The 24,134-nt window shown below is 54.7% G+C and carries 20 protein-coding genes; 8 read left to right on the forward strand and 12 right to left on the reverse strand.

The genetic code is table 11. The annotated features are described in order from the left end of the window. Positions 1-19 precede the first annotated feature (19 nt). Entirely contained in the window at positions 20-1,198 is a 1,179-nt protein-coding gene (locus ACDI13_RS17710) for a PQQ-dependent sugar dehydrogenase (RefSeq protein ID WP_316990428.1), read from the forward strand. Between the two features lie 125 nt (positions 1,199-1,323). Here the strand turns inward: ACDI13_RS17710 and ACDI13_RS17715 are convergent, their stop codons facing one another. Then, entirely contained in the window at positions 1,324-1,749 is a 426-nt protein-coding gene (locus ACDI13_RS17715; RefSeq protein WP_316990427.1) for a universal stress protein, read from the reverse strand. A gap of 251 nt (positions 1,750-2,000) precedes the next feature. Between ACDI13_RS17715 and ACDI13_RS17720 the strand changes: the two genes are divergently transcribed. Then, positions 2,001-2,339 (forward strand): c-type cytochrome, encoded by a 339-nt coding sequence (locus tag ACDI13_RS17720; RefSeq protein ID WP_316990426.1) that lies wholly within the window; start codon positions 2,001-2,003, stop codon positions 2,337-2,339. 210 nt (positions 2,340-2,549) lie between these two features. Here ACDI13_RS17720 and ACDI13_RS17725 read toward each other — a convergent pair whose 3' ends face one another. The 3 genes from ACDI13_RS17725 to ACDI13_RS17735 form a co-directional block, all read right to left on the reverse strand. Further along, positions 2,550-3,767, reverse strand: a complete 1,218-nt coding sequence (locus ACDI13_RS17725; RefSeq protein WP_316990425.1) for a cyanate transporter — start codon at positions 3,765-3,767, stop codon at positions 2,550-2,552. A 55-nt stretch (positions 3,768-3,822) separates the two neighbouring features. After that, on the reverse strand, positions 3,823-4,497 hold the full coding sequence (locus tag ACDI13_RS17730) for an ankyrin repeat domain-containing protein (protein WP_316990424.1): 675 nt from the start codon (positions 4,495-4,497) through the stop codon (positions 3,823-3,825). Positions 4,498-4,598: 101 nt separating this feature from the next. Beyond that, the gene (locus tag ACDI13_RS17735) at positions 4,599-5,552 is read right to left on the reverse strand and encodes a LysR substrate-binding domain-containing protein (protein WP_316990423.1); all 954 of its coding nucleotides are present in this window, start codon (positions 5,550-5,552) and stop codon (positions 4,599-4,601) included. Positions 5,553-5,683: 131 nt separating this feature from the next. Here ACDI13_RS17735 and ACDI13_RS17740 point away from each other — a divergent pair, with 131 nt between their 5' ends. Both ACDI13_RS17740 and ACDI13_RS17745 read left to right on the forward strand, forming a co-directional pair. Further along, the gene (locus tag ACDI13_RS17740) at positions 5,684-6,001 is read left to right on the forward strand and encodes a DUF4148 domain-containing protein (RefSeq protein ID WP_316990422.1); all 318 of its coding nucleotides are present in this window, start codon (positions 5,684-5,686) and stop codon (positions 5,999-6,001) included. A 302-nt stretch (positions 6,002-6,303) separates the two neighbouring features. Beyond that, complete coding sequence (locus tag ACDI13_RS17745) at positions 6,304-8,766, forward strand: heavy metal translocating P-type ATPase (RefSeq protein ID WP_316990421.1); 2,463 nt, start codon at positions 6,304-6,306, stop codon at positions 8,764-8,766. A gap of 172 nt (positions 8,767-8,938) precedes the next feature. On the opposite strand, the gene ACDI13_RS17750 is transcribed toward ACDI13_RS17745, so the two are convergent. The 5 genes from ACDI13_RS17750 to ACDI13_RS17770 form a co-directional block, all read right to left on the reverse strand. Further along, positions 8,939-9,379, reverse strand: a complete 441-nt coding sequence (locus ACDI13_RS17750; protein ID WP_316990420.1) for a YtoQ family protein — start codon at positions 9,377-9,379, stop codon at positions 8,939-8,941. A 175-nt stretch (positions 9,380-9,554) separates the two neighbouring features. Continuing rightward, positions 9,555-10,580, reverse strand: coding sequence for a cyclase family protein (locus ACDI13_RS17755; protein WP_316990419.1), 1,026 nt, complete (start codon positions 10,578-10,580; stop codon positions 9,555-9,557). A gap of 50 nt (positions 10,581-10,630) precedes the next feature. Then, entirely contained in the window at positions 10,631-11,308 is a 678-nt protein-coding gene (locus tag ACDI13_RS17760; RefSeq protein WP_316990418.1) for a DsbA family protein, read from the reverse strand. A gap of 103 nt (positions 11,309-11,411) precedes the next feature. Further along, positions 11,412-12,344 carry a LysR family transcriptional regulator gene (locus tag ACDI13_RS17765; protein ID WP_316990417.1) on the reverse strand — a complete coding sequence of 311 codons (933 nt, stop codon included), beginning with the start codon at positions 12,342-12,344 and terminating at the stop codon, positions 11,412-11,414. A gap of 147 nt (positions 12,345-12,491) precedes the next feature. Next, positions 12,492-13,691 carry a tyrosine-type recombinase/integrase gene (locus tag ACDI13_RS17770; RefSeq protein WP_316990416.1) on the reverse strand — a complete coding sequence of 400 codons (1,200 nt, stop codon included), beginning with the start codon at positions 13,689-13,691 and terminating at the stop codon, positions 12,492-12,494. Positions 13,692-13,880: 189 nt separating this feature from the next. Between ACDI13_RS17770 and ACDI13_RS17775 the strand changes: the two genes are divergently transcribed. The 4 genes from ACDI13_RS17775 (at position 13,881) to ACDI13_RS17790 (ending at position 19,075) form a co-directional block, all read left to right on the forward strand. Continuing rightward, the gene (locus tag ACDI13_RS17775) at positions 13,881-14,948 is read left to right on the forward strand and encodes a DNA-binding protein (protein ID WP_316990415.1); all 1,068 of its coding nucleotides are present in this window, start codon (positions 13,881-13,883) and stop codon (positions 14,946-14,948) included. A gap of 734 nt (positions 14,949-15,682) precedes the next feature. Next, entirely contained in the window at positions 15,683-17,239 is a 1,557-nt protein-coding gene (locus tag ACDI13_RS17780) for a multicopper oxidase family protein (RefSeq protein WP_316990414.1), read from the forward strand. Positions 17,240-17,395: 156 nt separating this feature from the next. Beyond that, entirely contained in the window at positions 17,396-18,598 is a 1,203-nt protein-coding gene (purT, locus tag ACDI13_RS17785; protein WP_316990413.1) for a formate-dependent phosphoribosylglycinamide formyltransferase, read from the forward strand. Between the two features lie 18 nt (positions 18,599-18,616). Continuing rightward, entirely contained in the window at positions 18,617-19,075 is a 459-nt protein-coding gene (locus ACDI13_RS17790) for a hypothetical protein (protein ID WP_316990412.1), read from the forward strand. 104 nt (positions 19,076-19,179) lie between these two features. Here ACDI13_RS17790 and pap read toward each other — a convergent pair whose 3' ends face one another. The 3 genes from pap to ACDI13_RS17805 all read right to left on the reverse strand — a co-directional run bounded on the left by pap (position 19,180) and on the right by ACDI13_RS17805 (position 24,050). Next, the gene (gene pap, locus ACDI13_RS17795; protein WP_316990411.1) at positions 19,180-20,709 is read right to left on the reverse strand and encodes a polyphosphate:AMP phosphotransferase; all 1,530 of its coding nucleotides are present in this window, start codon (positions 20,707-20,709) and stop codon (positions 19,180-19,182) included. Between the two features lie 350 nt (positions 20,710-21,059). After that, positions 21,060-23,351 carry a MobH family relaxase gene (gene mobH / locus ACDI13_RS17800; RefSeq protein WP_316988838.1) on the reverse strand — a complete coding sequence of 764 codons (2,292 nt, stop codon included), beginning with the start codon at positions 23,349-23,351 and terminating at the stop codon, positions 21,060-21,062. A 159-nt stretch (positions 23,352-23,510) separates the two neighbouring features. Further along, the gene (locus tag ACDI13_RS17805; protein ID WP_131071802.1) at positions 23,511-24,050 is read right to left on the reverse strand and encodes a hypothetical protein; all 540 of its coding nucleotides are present in this window, start codon (positions 24,048-24,050) and stop codon (positions 23,511-23,513) included. Positions 24,051-24,134 lie beyond the last annotated feature (84 nt).

Consider the following 24,134-nt stretch of genomic DNA (forward strand, 5'->3'; position numbering starts at 1 on the left):
ATCTGCCTTTCACTGCCTTATGCGTATAAAGAAAACCTACCGTTTTTCCTCTGCATTTGTAGCCACCGTGCTGGGTTTGGCTATGGCCTTTGTGGCGGTATCGGCCCAGGCACAATCTGAACCTGTTCCTGCTATCCGTGGACCGGCCGTCTCGGTCGAGACCCTGGTCAGTGGGCTGGAACACCCTTGGGCCATGGCTTTTTTGCCCAAGAATGCTGGTATTCTGATTACCGAACGTCCAGGCCGCCTGCGTGTCTGGACGAAAGAAAACGGCTTGTCCGAACCGATTGCCGGTGTGCCTAACGTCCACGCGCAATCCCAGGGGGGGTTGCTGGATGTGGCTCTGGCCCCGGATTTTTTCCGTAGCCGCCGGATTTATCTGGCTTATGCAGAACGGCGTGACAAGCAACACTCCGCCACCACCGTGGGCTATGGTGTGCTGTCTTCAGACCTGAAACGTATCGACGCCTTCCGCCCGATTTTCCGCCAGGAACCGGCCTTGTCCACCGGGCAGCACTATGGCGTGCGCATGGCTTTTGATCCGGGTGGACGAGATCTGTACATCGCCTTGGGCGAAAACAATCAACCGGCCACCGCCCAGCAACTCGATCACCTGCAAGGGAAAGTCGTACGTATCCGCCCAGATGGCATGGTCCCACGCGACAACCCCTTTCGCAGTCTACGCGGTGCCAGGGCGGAAATCTGGAGCTACGGCCACCGCAACCCGCAGGGCATGGCCTGGAATCCTTGGACGAATGAGCTGTGGGTGGCTGAACATGGTCCGCAAGGCGGCGATGAGCTGAACCGAATTCAATCAGGTGCCAATTATGGCTGGCCCTTGCGTACCGAGGGGCAAGGCTATGACGGCAAACCCATTCCCAACGCCAGTTCCACACCTCTTGAGGGTCTGATCGACCCCATCCACTACTGGTCAGTCTCACCCGCGATCAGCGGCATGGCTTTCTATAAGGACGAACGTGTCCCGGACTGGCAGTACAGCTTGTTTGTAGGAGCCTTGAAAGGACAAGCCTTGATTCGTCTGCAATTTGACGAAGAAGGCCATATTGTTGGAGAAGAACGCTTGCTGCAAGACTTGAAGCAACGCGTCCGGGACGTGCGCGTCGGGCCGGATGGTGACATTTATGTGCTGACCGACGAAAGCGACGGCCAATTGCTACGCATTCAGCCCAGGTCTTGAGCCTTTACGCCAGCGTATACCCGCACCACCCCAGGCGTTGTGGCTTGAGCCACACAAGCTGATTCAAGCTCATACAAAAAAGGCCGTCATGTAGACGGCCTGCCAAGACTGAATAGTCAACTCAATTACTTGATCAAGGTGACGGGCACATGCACCAGGCTCAGTACCTTGGTTGTAACCGAACCCAGCACCAGGCCGGGCAGGGCGCTCAAACCGCGAGTACCCATCACAATGTGATCGATCTGGTTTGCTTCCACATACTCTTTGATCGTTTGCGCGGCATTACCGGCAATAATGCTCTCCTTGACTTTCAAGGGTGAGCCTGCCAATACGGAACGCGCGGGCAAAAGCGCATTGCTGCCTTCATCCTGATAGTACGCCTGCAACACATCTTCCGAGAAAAAGCGTTTGACGTTACCCGACACGATTGGTGTAGGAACAGCCAGCACGTGCAAAGTGGCTTCTGGTTTGCCCGTTAGGATGTCAACCGCTGTTTTCAAAGCGCGCGTGGAAGCATCAGAGCCATCGACAGGAACGAGAACATTAAGCATGAAGACCTCTTGTAGTGTATGAACTATTTAAGTATGAAGCACTAACTTCTACTAGGACAGTACAGAATAAACGCAACGGCCAGCTTGATCAGTATCAAGACCCACCGCGATTTGTAAAAGCTTGTTCTATCATAACCGTATGATCACGGTGTGGATGCCACATGGCCCCGTTTATGTACGGAAAAATACAAGCGCAGCACCCACTCCACACTCCCATTTCTTGCGCCCGTTTTACTTAGGAGATACCCCTCATGAGCTTGAAGCAGCTACTGGTCTGTATGGCCTTGTTCAGTGCCGGTTTCAGTGCCCAGGCGGCCGAGGCCAGCTTTGACTCGGTCAAGGATGTGTTGACCAGAAATGCTTGTCTGTCCTGTCACACCGTAGACAGAAAAGTAGTCGGTCCCGCGTACAAGGACATTGCTGCCATGCGCAAGGATGATCCAGCCAACGCTGAAGTGATTGCCCAGCATATCCGTCAAGGCAGCAAGGGGGTTTATGGCCCTTTGCCCATGCCCGCGAACCCGGCCATTTCCGACGCGGACATCAAGGCGGTGGTGGACTGGATCATGGCGGGTGCGCCGAAAGAATAAGCAGCTTGAGTGCACACAGGGAAATGACCATCGGAGAATAGCCGTTTTGACTGGCTGTTCATCTGCTCAGGATTGCGGTTTTCCATGTAATCCGGCGCCCATCATTTCGATGTGCGAATACATGCGTGGCAGGTGGGTCAACGACCAAACTACAAAAAAACCAAGGCAAAAAAGCCTGGGTGCATCAACAAGCAGGCTTTTTCCACAACATCAGATCGTGTCATCCCGCTTCATCTTTTTAGCGTACTGCGATGGCTGGAAGCTCCAAGCCATGATCGCGACCAAAACCGCCATTACCGCGTGCAACATCCAGCCTGCCTGAAAACCATGGCTGATCTCACGCAATTGCACGCTAATCATGGGAAAGAGAGCCGCTATCGGAAAACCACCCCCTTGCATCAAGGCGCTCAATGTCCCGGCACGCGCTGCATCGGGGAAATGATCCAGCGCCACCAGAAGCAGCAAGGAGAAGCAGCCGCCCAGACCGATGCCAATAATAATCGCCCACAGATACGGAGCCATGTCAGGAATATAAGCAAAGGCCAGGAAGCCCACGCACTGACACGCCAGGGCCAACCACACCCACATGCGGCGATCCTTATTTTTGGCCGCCAAAGTCGGCAAGCCAAACGCAGCAATCGCTTGTGCCACCGACAAAACCGCCACCAGGCTGCCGCTGGCTTCCGCCGTCCAGCCTCGATCTTGGTAGAACGTCGCCAGCCAGGTCACCAAGGAGGCATAACCACCGTTAATCAGGCCAAAACACAGCATTAAGGTCCAGGTGCGGGGACGGGCCAGCAAAGACAGAGAGGGAGGTGACAAATTTGCGCCAGGCTCCTCACGTGGCACCACTTTCCAGGCAATCCACAAGGCCACGCTAATGGGCAAGGCCCAGAAGGCTAAGGCAATACGCCAGCTCTCGGTCATGGAACTGACCCACGGTGTAATCTGGGCGCCCAAAGCACCCCCTCCCATCAAGGTGGCGGAATAGACTCCGGTGACCTGGGCGATATGTCGCGGAAACTGCTCCTTGATCAAACCGGGCATGCCTGCCTGCAGCAAGGAGACTCCCAAACCACAGACCAGCGCCGTCGCAATCAAACTGACGCCATTAGGCACAAACCAGCGCAGCACACACCCCAGGCACAGCAGCAGCAAGGAGGCAATCAGTACTTGGCGCAGCGCCAGGACCCGCCGCAGGGAAGGCATACAGAAAGCCCCCAGCCCCATCACCATCATGGGCAGCAAAGTCAACCAGGCCAGGTTGCTCAAAGGCATATTCAAACCTTCAGCCACCTGTCTGGCCAAAGTACCACTGGATGTCAGAAAAGGGCGCAGGTTCAGCCCGACCAAAATGACGAAAGCCAGCCACAACCCTGGGCTGGCCAATGCGCCTGACTGTGTCGGCGCAGTCTGAGTAAAGGACATAAAATCGTTATTGTTGTTGATGAGAAGAAAAAAACAGTGGTCGAACAGGCCAGGCTTAGGGATTTGCCCCAGCCTGCTCCAGAATCTCGGCCATCTCGGTTTGGCTGCGTTGGCGCGCCAGGCTCAAAGGCCGCACGCCCTGACGATCTGGCAAGTTCACATCCGCCCCGGCCTTGATCAACAAGCGCAACACTTCCTGATGCTCTGGCCCCCCATCGGACAGCACGATGGCCTCATGCAGGGCAGTCCAACCCAAATAATTCACATGATTAGGGTCTACACCCGCTGCCAGCAGCAAACGTACGATATCGACATAGCCATGTTCTGCGGCCGGGATCAAGGCGGTGCCGCCATAACGATTCACGCTACGCAGATCTGCTCCGTTTTTCAGGGTCATGCGTAGAATTTCCAAACGGCCTTGTGCACCCGCAACTAAATAAGGGCTGTCGTGAATGGAGTCAGTCTGGTTCACATCCGCGCCCGCACGTATCAACTGCCCAGCAATATCCACATGGTTCAACCAGGTCGCGCGCAGCAGGGGGCTTTGCCCTTGGTCGTCTCTGACACTGACACTGGCACGTGCTCGTTTTTCTGACAGAATTTCGCGCACCTTGGCGCTATCACCTTGTTCGACCGCTTCCAGCAAAACGGTTTGCGAGTGCACGCTGCTACTTCCTAAAGCCAGGCACATTGCCAGTCCAGCCAGCAAGCCTTGCATTGTTGCGCTCATTTACCATCCCCTTAATGGCTTTGGCCAAAGGGGCCAAACGTTTATAAATAGCATAGTTAGGTTTTGATCAATAGCGCATCACGGCCATAGCACTTATATTTTCAAGGATAAGTCTGACCTGCTGCTGCAACATCCAGCTCCGGCTGCGACATCAATCGGTCCAGTTCGCTACGCAAATAGTTCAAAAACACACGGGTTTTTTGTGGCATCAAACGGGATGGCAATAGCGCCAGAATGGGGAAAGGTGCGAACTCCCAATCAGGCAAGACACGCTCCAACTGAGCACAATCCGGATCCAGACGGCGCTCCAGCAAAGAGGCCGCAGTAATGCCTAAATCATGCACAGCCAGTTTGCGCATCATGATGGCGTTATTCACAGTGATAGCCCCTTCCACAACAGCGTCATAACGCTCTTGATTTGGGCCACGCAGGGACCAGATACGATCGGCACTGGCAGGTCGGGCGCAGATACACGTATGTCCCTCCAATTCCGAAGGGTGTTTTGGCCGCCCCTTGCGATCCAGATAATTGCCGGTTGCATACAACCCCAATCGAATCTGTCCCAACATGGTGGAGACCGCACTGGAGTCGGGTTGGGCACCTACACGAATGACGCAATCGTAATTGTCCGCCTGCAAATCAATAGGCCGGATCGTCAAGTCAAACTCCAGCTCAATATCAGGGTATTGCTGATTGAAGCCGCGGATGATGGACGGCATCAGCACAATGCTGAAGCTGGCCGGCATGGAAACGCGCAAGCGGCCTTTGGGTGTCTGTGCCACATCCAGCAACTGCTCGTGGGCGAGCCGTGCCTGTTCAACGACAGCCAGACAACGCTCGAAATACACTTGTCCGGCATCGGTCACATCCACATTACGGGTGCTGCGTTTCAGCAAAGCCACCCCCACCTCTTTTTCCAGCTCACGGATACGGCGTGACACCGTGGAGACGGGCATTCCCAAGGCCTGGGCAGCACGGCTAAAGTGACGGGCGCGGGCCACCTCCACGAAAATCGCGATGTCGTTGAGCAAGGGGCCGGCGATAATGGTACTCATTTGGATTGTTCCATGAATGGAAATACATTTGCAATATTAAGGGTTTTTACTAGGTTTAGAAAGGCTCATACTCCATCCAACGATTCGCTAAACATCACAGCGAACGACCGAAAAACACACTGGAGTAAATAATGAAAAACACCACACGCGCAACTATCGCCAGCCTGATTCTGAGTGCTACCGCCTTGAGCAGCACTGCCATGGCAGCCACCAACAATGATGTCACTGGTGAAAACCTGAATTACCCAACGATTCAATCGACCGATGCTCCTTTGAGCCGTCAGCAAGTGGTTCAAGAGCTGGCTGCTGCTCAAGAGCAAGGTGACATTAGTGCGGGTTCCATGAGCGACTACCCGCGTATCGACACCCGCTCCGAGCTGAGCCGTGATCAAGTTGCAGCTCAAGCCAACGACTGGAACAACAACAACGGCTCCTTCGTTGCTTACTAAGCCGATTGATTTCTAATTAGTCGTCGTTCCCCTTGAAACGCCTCTTCGGAGGCGTTTTTTTACTGCTGAGCCGCCTCAAAGCCCGGCAGCTCCGGTAAAAACGCCCCCTTGGGGATGAGTCGGGACACACCGTAGTCCATTGCGGACTGCGGCGTGCCAGACGAATCCGAGCGGCATACCGGCCGCGAGGTGGAGCGCAAGCCGAAGGCGCAGCGTGGGGGCCTCTATTATCACGTATTGACCTTCCCATCGGGTCAAGCCCTAAAGTGGCTTTATTGACGATCCATTGAAGGGTGATTTCGATGACAACAGGCACTTCAAACAAGAGCTCACGCCTGACTGTAGACGTGGAAGGCATGAGCTGCGCCTCCTGCGTCAGTCGGGTTGAAAAAATTATTGGCAAGGTGCCAGGGGTGCAATCGGCCCAAGTCAACCTGGCCACCAACAAAGCCACTGTGGACTTTGAGGGTGCCGCCCCGATCGACGCCATTATGCAGGCAGTGGAAAAGGGTGGTTACACAATTTCCCTGCAAAACATTGTTTTAGATGTGCAGGACATGACTTGCGCCTCGTGCGTGGGCCGGGTGGAAAAAGCCCTGCTGAAAGTACCCGGCGTACAAAAAGCCTCGGTCAATCTGGCTACCGCCAAAGCCCATGTCCAGGTCGTGCACGGTGTAAAAACTCCCGACCTGATCCAGGCCGTCAGTAAAGCCGGTTATCCCGCCAGCCTGGCCCAGGCCGCCGCCACAAATGACCAATTCGAGCGCGCCGAGCACAGCTACGAAACCCTGCGCAAACGTTTCTGGCTGGCAACCATTCTCGCCTTGCCCGTCTTCATTCTGGAGATGGGGGGCCATATGGTGCCCGCCTTTCACCATTGGGTGGCCAGCACCATAGGGACGCAAAACAGTTGGTTAATCCAGTTTGTGCTAACCACTTTGGTTCTGTTCTTTCCTGGCCGCGAGTTTTACACCAAAGGGATTCCCGTACTGTTGCGGGGCGGCCCGGACATGAACTCGCTGGTCGCTGTTGGCACCTTATCTGCTTACACCTTCTCTCTGGTCGCCACCTTTGCCCCCCAGTGGCTGCCTGCCGAATCCGTTTATGTTTACTTTGAAGCCGCTGCCGTTATCGTGGCCCTGATTTTGCTGGGCCGTGTCATGGAGGCGCGTGCCAAAGGCCGGACGTCCGAGGCTATTCAACGCCTGCTCAGCCTGCAACCGCCGACCGCCCGTGTGCGTCGTGACGGCCAGGAAGTCGAGCTGCCCTTAGCCGATCTGCATACCGGCGATATCGTCCTGGTTCGTCCCGGCGAGCGTATTCCGGTCGATGGAGATATCGTTGCCGGTCAAAGCTATGTGGACGAATCCATGGTGACGGGAGAATCCATTGCGGTCTCCAAATCCCAGGGCGATAAAGTCATTGGTGGCACTGTCAATCAAAAAGGTTCGCTGGAGTTTGAGGCCACGGCAGTGGGTCAGGATACGGTGCTGGCCAATATTGTTTCCATGGTTGAGCAGGCCCAAGGCTCCAAGCTGCCGATTCAAGCCGTGGTCGACAAAATCACGCTGTGGTTTGTGCCCGCTGTCATGACACTGGCTGTCTTGACCACCATTGTCTGGCTGGTTTTTGGCCCATCGCCTGCGCTAAGCTTTGCGCTGGTCAATGCCGTGGCTGTGCTGATTATTGCTTGTCCTTGCGCCATGGGCCTGGCTACGCCGACCTCCATCATGGTGGGGACAGGTCGTGCCGCACAGGCCGGTGTGCTGTTTCGTAAAGGGGACTCTCTGCAAGCACTGCGCGATGTGAAAGTCGTGGCCGTGGATAAAACCGGCACCCTGACCAAAGGCGCGCCCGAGCTGACCGATTTTGTCTGCGCTTCCGGTGAACACCAGGATCAAGCCCTGGCTGCCATCGCCGCTCTGGAAAACTACTCCGAACATCCGATTGCCCAAGCCATCGTCAGCGCCGCCAAGGACAAGCACATTGCGCTGCCCAAAGCCGAGCAATTCGAGTCTCTAACAGGCTTAGGCGTCACCGCCCAGATTGGTACCGACCAATGGCATGTAGGCGCAGACCGCTTGATGACACAGCTAGGCGCAGACTTGTCTGCCTTTACCGAGCAAGCCCAAACCTTGGCCCAGGACGGCAAAACCCCCATGTACGCCGCCCGCAACAAACAAGTGATTGCCTTGCTGGCCGTAGCTGACCCCATCAAGGAAACCACCCCGCAGGCCATTGAGCAGTTGCATGCCCGTGGCATCAAGGTCGTCATGATTACCGGCGATAACCGCCACACGGCCAATGCCATTGCTCGCCGTCTCAATATTGATGAAGTGGTGGCGGAAGTCATGCCCGAAGGCAAGGTCCAAGCGGTTCAGGCCTTGCGCAATACCCATCAACATCTGGCCTATGTCGGTGATGGCATCAACGATGCACCCGCTCTGGCTGTGGCAGACGTGGGAATTGCCATTGGCACCGGCACGGACATTGCCATTGAAGCGGCTGATGTCGTCTTGATGTCGGGGGATATGCAGGGTGTAGTCACCGCCATTTCCCTGTCCCACGCGACCATGCGCAATATCCGTCAAAACCTGTTCTGGGCCTTTGCCTATAACGTGGCGCTGATTCCGGTTGCCGCCGGTGTGCTGTATCCCTTTAACGGCACCTTGCTCTCGCCCATGTTTGCGGCAGGCGCCATGGCCTTGTCCAGCGTCTTTGTGGTCAGCAATGCCTTACGCTTACGTCGTGTGAAGCTGAATTAAGAGCGTATCAAAACACCTCATACGGCAGATCTTTACAACCCGTTGTTTTAACAGCGGGTTTTTTCTTCTCTCTTCTCTCTTCTCTCTCAGAGAAGAAAAATGCCGCCACGGATGGACGGCATTTTTATCGAGCAGGGCAGCATCGCCACACTCAGGATTCAGTTTTTATCGCTCAGGCTTTCAGTGTATAGCGCAAAATCTCGACAATTTGTTCGGGTGTGGTCGCCCAGGCCTGTGCGCTGGCATCCACTTCCTTTAATGGATGGATGATGTCCTCGGCATGCAAGGTGACATAAGGTTTGCCCAAGGCGGCACAGAAACCGGCATCAAAAGCCGCATTCCACTGCTTGTACTTGTCGCCAAAGCGCACCACGACCAGATCCGCTTGCTCAATCAAGGTTCTGGTACGAATGGCGTTGATTTTGGATGATTTGTGATCACGCCAAAAACCTTCGCTGGCCGGCCCGAGGTGATCGCCTGCGGCATCGCTGGCATCATGATCGGTGACAGGGCTGGTAAAGGTGATCTCCAATCCAACGGCCTTTGCACCTTGAGCAATCTGCTCGCGCCAATCCGTGTGAATTTCGCCGGACAGATAAACGGTATAAGTCATTACGAACTCCATAAAGAAAAGCCGGACGCCTCTTCAACAGGCGCCCGGCGCATTCAAACCCGTCCAACAGTAGCATATTGCACGCTCGCTAACAGCAGACAAACGCGATAGCCCTTATTTGCCAATACAGTCGTATGTCAGACAGGCGGGGTATCCGTCTGACTGTTCCCGTCAATCAGCGAATCGGGATAGCAACCGGGCGAAGCGGAGCCGCATCGCCACCCCGGATCTTGAGCGGGCCACCAATAAAAGCGAATTCATAGACCTTGTCCTTGGACAATTCATCCAGCGCAATCAGCTCGATAATCGGTGCACCTTGTTGTGCCAGCAGGTACGTGTGCAAAGGCACGTAGTCGTCGGGCACTTCGGAAGGGAAGGTTTCAAAACTCAAGTTGTCCGCACCCACAACCATGGCGCCGCCTTCTTCCACCAGGTAGCGAGCGGCATCCAGGCCCATGCCAGGAGGCGCATTCATGTAGGCTTTGGGATCATTGAAGAGCTTCATGCGGCCCGTGCGGATCAGGACAATATCACCTTCTTTCAGCACCGTTTTTTGACGGGCCAGGGCATCCTTCAAGTCCTGACGCGTGATGCGGTATTGGTCAGGCAGCATGTCTACACCTTTGGCGGCGGCCACATCAATCAAGACACCACGGGCAATCAAGGGCGGGAATTTTTCGATACCCGTGCGGTTCCAGCCACGGTCACCCAGATGCTCATCAGCCTTGAAGCCATTCCAGATCTTTCCATGAATCCCGAAGTGATTCAGGGCATCAATATGTGTTCCCGTATGGCTGTACATGGAAAAGGCCGTGCCCGTATAGCTACGCACCGCGTTCATGTCCTTGCCCACCCCCATCGGATCATCCACCTCAGTGCCACGGGGGGTGTGCGTCATCCAGAACTGATAGTGCGGGTCACCCGCATCCTGCCAGCTAGGCATGCCCAGGTAGTAATCAGTCGCCAAGTCATAGACTTTGCTGCCATCCAGGCGGGACAAAATGGCCGCCCGGGAAGCAGGGGTGATCAGATTCAGGCGGCCAATTTCATCATCCGGCCCCCAGGGGCTGATGCCTACTTCCTGAGCACCAAGAGACGGGGTGTTGCTCGCTTGGTGGGTGGAATGGGCCAGGGAGACGCTCATGCTGCTTGCGCCAACCAACAATAAACCGAGCAGACGGTAAGAAAAACGAATCGACATGGGATGTCCTTTTTTGTGAAGCGTAGATAGGAAAGGGGGGAGAGCCGCGTTTACAGCAAGGCGAGTAAACGGCTTTTGAGCATGTCGGCAGGCTGGGTCTGCAAACGGGCCAACACTTGGCCTGTCTCGCGTGAAGAAACTAATAAAGTAGGGATGGACTGGATCCCTAGCCGTACGGCTTCGGCACGATCGGCTTGAACCCGCTGATGAGCAACATCGCTATCCATAGCACTCAGAAAGGCCTGACTGTCAAAACCTTGCGCAACGGCGATGTTCAATAGCGTGTCCATATCGCCAATATTGCGACTGTCTGTCAGATGCGCACGCTGCACAGCATCGAAGTAATCCCAATGACCTTGCTCACCAGCCAGCAGACAGGCCGCCTGACACGCCAGGGCGGACAGCATGCCGTGGGGATACTCGAAGTTCTGTGCCCGCATGCCCTCGATATTGATGGACTGGGTATCGTCGTGTTGAGCGCAGGCGGCCCAATGCCCCAGGATTTCACGTTTGGCGCGCTCCATAGAGCCGAAAGCCCGCAGCATTTGCTCACGGCTGTCTTGCAGCACAAAGGTATGGTGGCGGACCTGGATACCCAGGTCGGTAGCCACTTGCCGCAGACGTGGCGACATGACATAACACCATCCACAGACAGCATCATGGAAGAAATCAATAACTAAAGGGGAAACCAGCGGCTGAGTCGTGCCAGGGTGGGTTTGTTCGTGCATTGTGATGTCCTTGTAAGATGGTCATCACAATAGCGTTCCCCGGAGCGGAGAATAAGCACGTGGCGGTGCAGACTGTTTTTACTCCGGGTTCAGAAAGACCTGTTTACCGGGCTTTGGACATGGCATTGGGCAGTTGGGCGGCCAGATAATCCACGAAGGCTTTAACCTTGGGTTGCAGGTGTCGGTTGGTTGGATACACGGCATAAATATGCCGTGGCTCATTCACGAACTCGGGCAAAACGCGTTGCAACTGCCCGTTGGCAATGGCCGGATCAGCCAAAAAGGAAGGCAGAGCACCAATCCCCAAACCGGCAATCAGAAAGTCGCGCAGCATCAGGCTGTTATTCACCTGACTATGTTCGCCTGAAAACAGCAAGGCCGTGCTGCCAGGAGCCGGCGTGTTAGGGACACTATCAATATCACTATCAAAAACAATGCCTTGAGTATGCGCCAGGCTGTAGCTGATCATTTTGTGATGACGTAAATCCTGCAACGTCTGAGGCTGACCATGTTGCTTCAGGTAGGCAGGAGCCGCGCAGAGTTGTTGCTCGATGGTGGCCAGACGACGGGCAATCAAGGTGGAATCATCCAGGCTGGTACGTAAACGCACCGACACATCAAAACCATGAGCCACGGCATCCACAATCCGGTCTTCCATCACCAACTCCAGCTTCAGGTCCGGATACATGCGTAGAAACTCCGTCATCAAGGGCGACAAGACACTAAGCGCAAAGGACAAGGGGGCATTCACGCGCAAGGTACCCGCTACGCGTTGGGATTGCTGTTTGACCGAGCGTTCCAAGGCGTCCAGCTCATCCAGTATCCGACAGCATTCGGCATAGTAGCTACGGCCGGTTTCTGTCAGACTCATGCTGCGCGTGGTGCGCTGGATCAAGACCGTGTCCAGATGCGCTTCCAGGCTGCGCAATTGCTTGCTCAAGCCGGCTGCCGATATCCCCAGATCCTCGGCGGCCTTGGCCAACCCACCCAACTCCACAATGCGCCGGAAGGTGCGCATGACATTAAACGTGTCCATAAGGGATAGGTGCTCCAACAATCATCTATAGCAAGGTTTGGGTGGGACGTGCTCCTTGGAACAGGTGCTCCGCCACGTCAGGAATCGTATCCTATCGCATTGCTGCTGGCGCTTACCATCTGACTTTCTTGTCTCGAAGCGAATGCCTTACTTCCAACCCAGGCTATGGGATTGCTCCAGCGCCTGGTGACGTTGATCATCATCGGTATGCAGGTAAATATTGGTCGTAGCGATGGACTCATGGCCCAGGGTGTCACGGATGATACGTAAATCCACGCCTTGATCAGCCAGGTGTGAACCTGCCGAGTGGCGCAGCCAGTGTGCCGAGGCCTGCTCCAGAATACGAGCCTGGGGCTCCTGATCAGGATGCAAGCTCCGTAAACGATCCGCACTACCTTGAAAAACCTGTTTGACCAGCACATGCGCCATGGCCCGCGTCAGATGCTTGTCGCCGGCGCCGGCGGACATCAATAAAGGATAGGGCTCCAAAGCCTGGGGGAAACCTTCCAGGCCATACGCCTGCCGATAGCGCATCAATTCGTCAAACAGCTCTTGCGTTAAAGGCACACGACGCCATTTGTCGCCCTTACCGTGGATATGCAGCCACCATTGGGCTGTCGCTCCCGTATCAGCACGTTCCTGAACATCGGCCATACGCGCCTGAACCAGTTCGGAAATGCGTAGGGCACCGCCATAAAGAATAGAAAAGAGCCAGCGCACCCGGGCTTTGTAACGCAACTCGCTCTGTGTATCTTCAGGAAGGGCCTGGATGTATTCTTGCACCCAACGCCATTGCAGTCGGCTCAAATACCGTTGCTGAGGAGCGGTAGCTTTCTTTTGACGACGGCCCTGATGAGACAAGGCCAAAGGATTGCCCGCCAAATACCCCGCCTGTACCAGCCAGCTAAATAAAGAGTTCAGAATCAATAAAGCCTGATTCCGGCTGCTTTCAGACAAAGGCCCCGCAAATGGCCGCCACGCCGCATGGTGACGGGCAGGGCGAGAGCCCCCTTGCACCACCCAGCGATGCACTGGTTGGGGATCAGCCAAAAACAAACGATAGGCCAGGATATCCTCCAGGCTAAGCGAGGACAGATCCTTGCGACGCTCCAATACCGCCCACAGCAAAAGGCGCTCCGCCTCCTTGCGGTAGTTCGCGTAAGTGCGCGGGCTATCTATATAGCGTGCCAACCAGGCCCGCAGCGCCTCTATATCTGTTTGCGCCTCAATCTGCGCCCGCCCACCCAGAGAACGGTTTGCTCCTTGCCGCCCATCAAAACGGGCCAGTAATTGAGCAATATCGTCCGATCCCAAATCGGTTGAGGGCGAAGTATTGGCTATTTCCATGAATAAGCAGAAAAACGGAGGCGTTAAAAGAGCAGGGAAGGGCTTTCAGACCCGTGCCTGTGCCATCTGAGCTATTTAAAGCTAGATATTTGACATTATAGAGATAATGTCAAATTATAGAATTCGATTTGTTGATAATTTTATATATTACATTGTATTATTAATTAAATTATTCACTGAGGTGGAAAAATGGAGCAAAACCAGCCAAACGAGAGCCAAATCCTGGCCGATGTTGCCCAATTGCGGGATCGCTTCAGCCATACGCAGACCTTGTACAAAGAAGTGGCTGCACTCCTGTTTTTTCGCTACAGCGTCACGCCTACAGCCAATAAGCTGTACCAATTGGTGCGCAAGGGCAGCATGAGCGCACCGGCTCAGGCGTTGCAGACGTTCTGGGAAGATTTGCGAGATAAAAGCCGGGTTCGGCTGGACGTGGCCGATATGCCTGAAGAGCTGCAAACCCTGACAGGGGATTTGCTGGGCCGTATCTGGCAAGAAGCCATGGGACACTCGAAACAGCAAATGCGGCATTACCAGACCCAAGCAGATGAGCGCGTCACACAGGCTCAGGCCCAAACCCGGCAAGCCCAACAGGCGCTGGAAGTAGAGCAGGGGGCCTTGAAAAACGCCCAAGCCACTATAGAAAAGCTGAAAGAAGCACTGCAGACAGCCGGTCAGGAGCAAGCAGCTTTAAAACAAGACTTGCTGCACGCCAAACAACGCCAAAACGAGCTGGAAACCGAAAAGCAGCTAATTCAGCAAGAACTACGCCGCCAAGGTGAGCAATTCACCCAGGATCTGGAGCGGCTGCACAAAGCCATTGAGCTGACCGAGGAGCGCGCCCAGGCTAACGAGCGCCGTGCCTTACTGGAAATCGACAAGGAACGCTCCGTTCAAACGCGATTGCGCCAGCACATGGAGGAAGCCGAGCAAGCGCACAAAGCGCAGCATCAGGCGCACGAACAAGAGCTAAACAAGCAACAAGATCACATGCAGAAACTGCGCCAAGAACTAGGACAAGAGCAGGGCGAGCGTCGTGCCATGCAGGCGGCTCTGGATATTAGCCATCGTTTGGCCAAAGAAATGCAGGGGCAATTGCAAATGCTGCGTACTCGGGCTGCCTTGTTGGAGCGGGAAAATGAAGAGGCGCGCAAGCAAGCCCAATTGCTCAGCCAGGAACTGGAGCAAGCCCAGACTCAGCCCGTTCGGGCTGTACGTTTGAAGCGGCGCTTGATCAAAAGCGACCCTGAACAATAAAGCCTGTTCAACACGCTAGGCCAAGCAGTACCAAGGCAGGCTGGGTGCGCTTTCAATCGCCTAAAGGGGTGTCAGCAGATTTAGCGGGATTTCAATCCAAAACAAGACAAAGCCCAGCCTCTACCTTGAATGAACGACCAGCCGAACCGAAGGCAAGCACAATTCATCACCTTCCTCGTGCTTTGAGTCTCCTCCTGCTTCGCTAGCCATCATGAATGGACTGCTGCGTGTAACGGTCTGTTTTAACGCAAACGACAAACAGAAGCCGCGTGCTAAGCTTCTGCCCATGCTGTGCACACCCATTTCATCTCGCAAAACCATAGGCTGGCTTTTAGTAGTCAGCCTTATTGTTTTGTTTGCCTGCATGGGGCTGGGTACCAGCATTGCCGCACACGCAACGACTCAGAGCAGCACTCACAGCACGGTTCAGGTGCAATATGCCGCGTCAGGACAATCTCACCATGGCGCTGCCACGCATTGCAATACTCCACAAAAAGGTGGCTGCTGCGCTTGTCTGGCGACACTCCTTCCCGTGCCTGAAGAGTTCGCCTTGCAGCCCGCTTTCCCTCCCATTCCTTTACACCAAGACTACCTTTCCCGGCTGATTGGCCCCGCTCAACCCCCTCCGCGTTGGTCCTGATCATCTTGTTTTAACTGCCGCCCCAAGCTTCCAAAGCCTGTGCTGACTGAGTATGGGCGGCGCATGTGTATTGATGATCCATAGGAATAAATCCATGAAACGACGCGACTTTTTCAAACTGACCTTAGGTGCCAGCCTTTTGAGCAGCTTGCCACTGAGGGGCTGGGCGCAAGGAATGGTGGGCCACCACGGCCCCATGTCGGAAACTATGTCCGGCCGCGGCATGCTGGCTCAGCAAACCTTGATGCCCACCGAAAAAATGCCGGCAGGTCAGACTCTGCAATCTTTACCTGTACTGAAAAACAGTAGTCAGAATAAAGGGCTATTTCAGGCCAAAATTACCGCAGCCGCCCATCAACGGGTGCTGGCAGATGGCAAAACCACCGAGCTTTGGCTCTACAACGGCCAAGCTCCCGGCCCCTTGATTGAGCTCTACGAAGGCGACCAAGTAGAAATCGAGTTTGAAAACCAGTTGAATCAGGCCACCACAATTCACTGGCACGGCTTGCCCGTACCTTCTGATCAGGACGGCAATCCGCAAGATGCCGTTTTGCCGGGACAAAGCCGCTACTACCGCTTTACCTTGCCCGAAGGCTGTGCGGGCACCTACTGGTATCACCCACACCCCCATGGCCAAAGCGGTGAGCAAGTTGCGCACGGACTGGGCGGGACGATTATTGTTCGCTCTCCCAAAGATCCATTGAAGGACTACGCGGAACAACATTGGGCGATCAGCGACTTGCGGCTGGACATCAAAGGCCATATCCCAGCCAATACAGGCCCCGACTGGATGAATGGCCGGGAAGGGCAGTTCGTACTACTGAATGGTCAACGTCAGCCCCTTGTCCAAACCAGCACTGCAGAACGCATCCGTATCTGGAACTCCTGTTCTGCCCGCTATTTGAAGCTGCATATCCCCGGTGCCCGCCTGATTCAAGTTGGCACGGATGGGGGACTGCTGGAGCAACCTTTAGCTGCTGTCGACTCTGTTTTGTTGGCACCGGCCGAACGGGTGGAGTTCTTTATCCAGACGGCAAAAAACCTGGACAGCAGCTTGCAGGCGCTGTACTACGATAGGCAAAAAATGATGGTGCAGGAAAATCCCGAGACCTTGATATTGGCAACACTCAAAATCCGCCACGAGAAAATCGAGCTACCCGAGCAATTACGCGTAATGCCGGCTATTCCTGCAGCCTCCAGCACCACAAAAGTCATATTTAGCGAAGTCATGCCCATGAGCCATGACATGCAGTCTGGGCACGGTTCTGGCATGACAGGAATGGACAGCGACATGATGCCCAGGATGGCAGCCATGCGCTCCATGTTCCGCATTAACAACCAGGTCTACGACATGAACCGCATAGACCTGCGCTGCCCGACTGGTGAGTGGCAGTACTGGGATATCATCAACGACTCCCATATGGACCATCCTTTCCACCTGCACGGAACGCAGTTTCAGGTGCTGGCACGTCAAACCGGCAACAGATCCGTCCCGGAGCCATTCCGGGCCTGGCGAGATACCGTCAATCTGCGCCCCAACGAGACCGTGCGCCTTGCATTCCGCCAGGACTTGCCAGGCCTGCGCATGTTTCATTGCCACATTCTGGAGCATGAGGACTTGGGCATGATGGCGCAGTTAATGGTGGAATAAGGATTGTTTGCTTTTTAAGCTGAAATCTTGAAAACGTCCGCCCCGCAGGCCGGTATGCCAGCAGGGCGGACAAAGCAGTCCTGCTTGAAAAAAACCCGGCGTCGCCTGCATTACAATACCGCTTTTAAATTTCTCATTTTCAGCGGAGCACGCGCCATGAGCCTGTTGGGCACCCCTTTATCGTCGTCGTCGGACAAAATCATGCTCTTGGGCTCGGGAGAGCTGGGCAAGGAAGTGCTGATTGCGCTGCAACGCCTGGGGGTAGAAACCATCGCGGTAGACCGCTACGAGAACGCACCCGGTCAGCAAGTCGCCCATCATTCGCGCACCGTCACCATGAGCGACGCCGAGCAACTGCGCGCCCTGATCGAACAGGAAAAGCCCACCTTGGTCGTGCCCGAGATTGAAGCTATCGCCACTGACGTGCTGGAAGAGCTGGAAGCCCAAGGCAAGGTGCGTGTCATTCCCACTGCCCGTGCCGCTCGCCTGACCATGGACCGCGAAGGCATTCGCCGCCTGGCCGCTGAAACCCTGGGCGTTCCCACCAGCCCCTACCAATTCTGCGAATCGCTGGAAGAACTGCAAGCCGCTATCGACGACAAGATCGGCTACCCCTGCGTGGTTAAACCCTTGATGAGCAGCTCGGGCAAAGGCCAAAGCAAAATCAGCGGGCCTGATGACGTCGCCAAAGCCTGGGACTACGCCATGGCCGGCGGCCGTGTCAGCCAATGCCGCGTCATTGTGGAAGGCTTTATCGACTTCGACTACGAAATCACCTTGTTGACCGTCCGTGCCGTCGGCGCAGACGGCCAGATCGAAACCCAGTTCTGCGATCCTATCGGCCACAAACAGGTGGATGGTGACTACGTAGAAAGCTGGCAGCCCCAGCCCATGAGTCCCGCGGCTCTGCAAAGCGCCCGCGATATCGCCCAAGCCGTTACCCAGAACCTGGGCGGCCAAGGCTTGTTTGGTGTAGAGCTGTTTGTGAAAGGCGATCAGGTCTGGTTCAGCGAAGTCAGCCCCCGTCCACACGACACCGGCATGGTCACCATGGCTACCCAATGGCAATCCGAATTTGAGCTGCACGCCCGCGCCATTCTGGGTCTGCCTGTCAATACCGCCTTGCGCATGCCCGGCGCCAGCGCCGTGATTTACGGTGGCGTAGACGCACAAGACGTGGACTTCCTGAATGTGGCCGAAGCCCTGCGCATCCCGCAAACCGATATCCGTCTCTTCGGCAAACCCGAGAGCTTTGAAAAACGCCGCATGGGTGTTGCCCTGGCAGCAGACACTGACTTGGAAACGGCCCGTGCCAACGCCCGCCAAGCCGCTGCCACTGTAAAAGTTCAAGCTCGCTAAAACTAGGCGTTTTCCACCATGCCCATCATCCTCTTCCTGCTGTTCATAGGGATTATTGTGGCGCTTGTGTATGGTGGAATGCAGCTCTTTAACCTGGTCAGCGCCAGTGCCGGAATCCTCGCCGCGATCTTGAGCCTGTTGATAGCGGCGGCCATCCTGGTGGCGCCCTTTATCGTCTGGCGACGCCGTTATCTGGCCATCCACGGCAAAGAACAACAAGGCCAGCGCATTCTGGAGCTGGCGTTACCCGAGGGCACGATACGCCTGGATGCCTTGCAAAAGCGTGGACAAATTCAAACCGGGCAGGGGACGCGTGGGTTTATTTTTGCGGATATAGAAGCCGTAGAACCACAGGGCAGGGGACTGACACTTAGGTTGCGTAACCCGGCGCAAAGCTGGGACATTCAGCCTGCCCATGCTGCAAAAGCCAAGCGTTGGCACAAGATACTTAGTCTGGCAGCGCGGCAGGATTTATAAGGCTCCTTGTCTCTACAAACAAACAATACGTTCAACAGAAGTCAAGCCGTCGCTGTCTTATACAGTACGCAGCAAAGCCTTGCCGGTAAAAACCACTTGCAGCCCTATACCTGCTCACTCACTTGATCCGACAAGGCTGGCTCATTCAGGCTGATCATGTGCTCATCCAAAGACTCCAGCGTTTCCACAACGGTACGCAACACCTGAATACGAGCCGCTTTTTTATCCTTGCTGGGCACAATATGCCAGGGCGCCATATGAGTATCGGTCTGGGCAAACATCTCCTCAGCCGCGCGTTGATACGCCGTCCACTTGCCCCGATTACGCCAATCCTCTTCCGTAATCTTGTAGGCCTTGAAGGGAGTTTCTTCGCGAGCCTTGAAACGCTTGAGCTGCTCGTCCTTATCAATATCCAGCCAGAATTTAATCACTGCCGTACCATTGGCCAGCAGTTGCGCCTCAAACTCATTGATTTCCTCGTAAGAACGGTGCCAAGCAGCGCGGGTGATCAATCTCTCAACTCGCTCGACCAGCACTCGCCCGTACCAGGAACGATCAAAAATGGAGATCTCCCCCAGGCGCGGCAATTTACGCCAGAAACGCCATAGATACGGACGTGCCAGCTCCACCGCATTAGGGGCAGAAATAGGGTGGATGTCGTAAGTACGCACATCCAGAGCCTCGGTCAAACGGCGAATAGTGCCGCCTTTACCCGCAGCATCACGCCCCTCAAAGACCAGCACCAAAGAATGCTTACGGAACGCTTTGCTACGTACCGCGCCGGACAAGCGGCCCTGCCAATGCAAAAGCTCCGCATCATAATCCAGCACAGGCTCCGCTGGAGGAGGGGACTGCAAGGTGGCGGTCGGCACATTCAAACGAAACGGGAAAGCATACGGCTCTTTGACCTGTCGCGGGACAATCGGTTTGTCCAAGGCTTGCAACACGACTTTTGCCAAAGACACATTACGCAAGTTTGGATCGGCACTGGGGATGACCACCCAAGGGGCGTAATTTCTATGAGTCAGATTAATGGTTTGTGTGGCCGCATTGCGCAATTGCTTGAATTTCTTGTGAACCTTCAAGTCTGCCTTGCTAACACGCCAAGCTGTATTTGGGTCGGCCATCAAAGCCGTGCATCGGTTCAACTGAGCTTGGGCGGAGAGGTGGAACCATAACTTCAACACCTGCACGCCCTGAAAGGCCAACTGCGCCTCAAAACGATTGATCAAATGGGTGTATAGGGCGATCTTGGTCGAATCCGGCTTTTTGCGGCCCAGCTCTTTCATCAAAGGGGCATACCAGGAGCCGAACACCAACCCCGTCTGACCGCGAACAGGCAGCCGATTCCAATAACGCCACATTAAAGGCCGCATGGCTTCTTCTTCACTTAACTTGCCAAAAGCCAAGGTATGGACGTGACGAGGGTCCAGCCAAGTATTCAAGGTATTAATCGCCGAGCCTTTCCCCACACCATCCATACCTGCCACCACAATCAGCAAGGTTTGATCCGCCTTTTGCAAGCGTTCGTACTGCTTCATCAACAGCGCCTCGCGCAGCGCATCAATCTGCGTCTTGGCTAAGTCATCACTCAAGCTGGGATCGCGTTCGGCAAACTGTAATACATGGCCCATCGTGTATCGCTCCGTTTCACATAGCTCGTCACTATAACCATGCAAGGGGAGACTTAACTACCTTGGAGGAAAAATAATCCGCAGAAAAACAGTAGCCAGAAAGAGCGTCGCGGCGATTCTTTAGGGGGAGAGACGAAATGCTATCACCCAATGACTTTACATAATATACATTATGCGATGTTTCCCAGCCGTCCTCTAGGGAGGAAAACGAGCCTGTTCAGCAGTCTTTTGCATTATGTGAAGTTAGGCACCTCACAGTAATCTAAACCGAAACCCCGTCGAAACGTTGAATTGCACGACTGATCGGACGGTAGCACAGCACTTTATCCTGTGTCAAACATCCCCTTCATTCAACGATCCAACTTTAATACTGGATTGACGGGCGGCACGGGTAAAACAAACCGGTCCGGGTCCATCAACACCACCGCCGCCAGCGAGGCGATCGGCACATTTCCTTTGCCAATGATCTGGTAGCGCAAGATGTTGACCTTGCCACCACCTTCTACTTGCCGCATCCGATGCCACCCAGCTTTGATAACCTCTCGCTGAATCTGCATCCCCATGGCGTCGGCCTGTTCTTCAGGCCCTGTTTGAGCCGCATAGAGCTTGAAAATCTTGGGTGAAATCAGTGCCATGCCTTCCTCTACGAAATGCACGGGTGCCCCGGATTCGTTGTACTTAATCTCACGGCTGGCCAAGCCTTGCTGCAGCCACTGTATAAACGCCGTCGCGGCTTCACTGGGTTCCTTCACAGGAGCTTCGTGCGGTAGTTCAGGCAGGCTCGGGGTCAACACGACAGGCGTGGTGTTGGCCTGGCTGAACATGCGTTGCGATTTTGCCTGTGTCTTTGGAGCAGACTCAGGCTCAAGAACCGGCGCTTTAGGCGTCGGTAAGGCTGGTAATGCTCCAGGTGTGTGCTCAACAGAGGCTGGCTCAACACTTTTAGCCTGTGCTGCAGCTAGGGCTGTTGCTTCATGTTTATGTAATTTTTTGCCTGGCACAGGCGTGGGTTTATGCGACGCTTGCGGTGGGCTGCGATGAATAATGTTGGATGCTGTATCAGCTTCATCTAGAAAGTCATCGTCAACATCAAAGCCATCTACGGCGAGTTCGGCTGGCAAAATCACCGTCTCGTCGTCGTATGCCTGAATCGAAGCAGTTTGGTGAGTATTGCTTGAGGTTGGCACAGGTTTGGGCTGGTTGCCGCTTTGCGTTGCGCCATTTTTCGGTGTTTGACGCTTGGCTGCGCCAGTTGACGCATTTTTGGGCTTTCTAAACTCCATTGCTGGTACGAGATTACGCTTGGGTGCTGCAGTTTGGGAACGAGCTGAAGCAGTTTTGGCCGTTGTGGCCACCTTTTGCGGCAATATTCCTTCATCAATGTGTTCTGGAGCAGCTTTGGCTTGAATGACTGTTGTGTCAGCGCTGTGCTCACAATCAACCGCAGCTGGATCAGCCTCTGTTTCAAACTCATCATCGCCACGCTTGGCCCGGACATGGATCTCTCCGGACATCGCCGGTGGGTATAAGTTTGGATCATCATAGAGCTTTGACAGTGGAAAGCGCAGCACACTTAGTCTGTGTCGATATTGATGGGTTTCTGTGCCCTCTTCTGTTGCCGGCGTTTGCCCGTTGATTTCAACGTGCCAAATAGCTTGGCCAGAATGAGGACTGACTTGCAAGATTCCATATTCCTGCCATGTGTCAAACAGCCTATCGTTCTTGGCCTCTCCAGGTACAGACTCGTCAGGCTCATGCTTTTTAATCCAGGCCCGCGTGGCATCGGCCAAACGCTTAGCCACAAACCACACAGAGCCGTCATACACCCATCCGGCAGCTCCAGTACGATTGAGCGGCAATTCCGTTCCAGACTGCAACATGCTTTTGAGCGCTTGCATGAGTAAATCCACCAGCGGTACTGCATTGGCTGTCGCAAAACGAGCCTTACTGCCCTTCATCAATGCGTTGCTGGTGGAGGCCTGGTCAGCGCGTTTGATAATGTCAGCCAATAATCCATCCTTGTGGCCAGACAAATAATGAGTCAGCGCATCAAAGGCGTGAGGCGTTTGGGACAAAAAAGTTAAGGCAGATTTTGGTGCAATCTGATGAAGCAGGGTCAGTGCCAGGCGATTATGGGCCTGGTAGTCCCGGCTGGCTTTTGGCTCAAACTCGACCCGATACTCCAGATCCAGACGCCCCTGCCCCACTTCGAACAAGGAGCCAGCCAGCGGTTTCCATCGCAACGGTTCATCCATCGCCCCGCCTCGCCATAAGATCCGTAGGTCTGTCATCGGTTTGGCAATGTCATGAAGCAGTGCCGCGTAGAAGACCACATAGGTCCACTGATCACGCTCGGCGTCAATCTGCTCAACGGGAGCATTCGTAGGTAAAAAATGCGCGTTTCGCCAGGTCATGGCTGCCAATACCATCTCAAGCGTATGGGCCAACAAACCACCAGCGTGGGCGTGATGGTGTGCTTCTGAGGCAGGCATAAGCTGGACGTATTCTGCATATCGTCGGATAGCTGGGATGAAATCTCGTCGAAAAACAGGATCTGCTACGCGAGACTGCAGGAACATTTGATGAACCGCTTTTTGAGCTTTCAGCAGACGGATCAAGTCATCAGACTCAAGAACACGCAACCACCCTTCCTCCCGCCCTGCTACACGTTGGGCAACTGGAACTGGTGGGGGGCTTGGAGGTGGCGGAACCGGTGCGGGCTTAGTCGTACTGGAGGCGCGTCGCGGAATAAAAGTGGAGAACTTCGAGATCCAAGGCGGGGTTCGGCGGTGAGTCATGCTCTAACGTTCAAGCAAATGGGCTCGCAACGTCTCCAGAGTCGGACGAGGATGTCGCAATGTGAGCAAAATATGCAGTGACTCAGTGGGATGTTGCGGATCGCCCAGCTGCAGGAAATGGAACCAGCTCATCTGCAGTGGATTCCATTGAATTGAATCAGGATCAGGCAGCATATTTTTGCCCCAGTGGGCCCGATAATGGACAAATGGCTGCTGCAAAATATCTTCAACAATGCTCTCTTTGCGCCCTGCGAGATCTACGGCCTGGCTGCTTTCTTGCGCCAGGTTCTGACAATGATTCTTCAAAATCTCTCTCACACACAGATGAGGATCATCTTCATCCTCGGCATAAATTTCTAATCCGTCATAACGCGATAGCCAGGCTGAAAAATGGGGGACCCATTCAGCCAATCCGAGCTCAGTCAGGAGCTCGACAATGCGGTAAATCGCATGAGCACGGTCGTGCGCATCACGCCCAAAATGGGGGAACCCAGGATCGGGGTATGGATGCTCGTTTTCAGCGAGGTGGGCGAGGATAGTCATAGCGGCCACTCTACAAAGCGGTTTGCTATCACTCAACGCGATACCGGGTGCGACGTAACCTAGGGTTCTCGCTTGCGCGCAACG

The sequence above is a fragment of the Alcaligenes faecalis genome, assembly GCF_041521385.1.
GTDB classification, from domain to species: Bacteria; Pseudomonadota; Gammaproteobacteria; order Burkholderiales; family Burkholderiaceae_B; genus Alcaligenes; species Alcaligenes faecalis_E.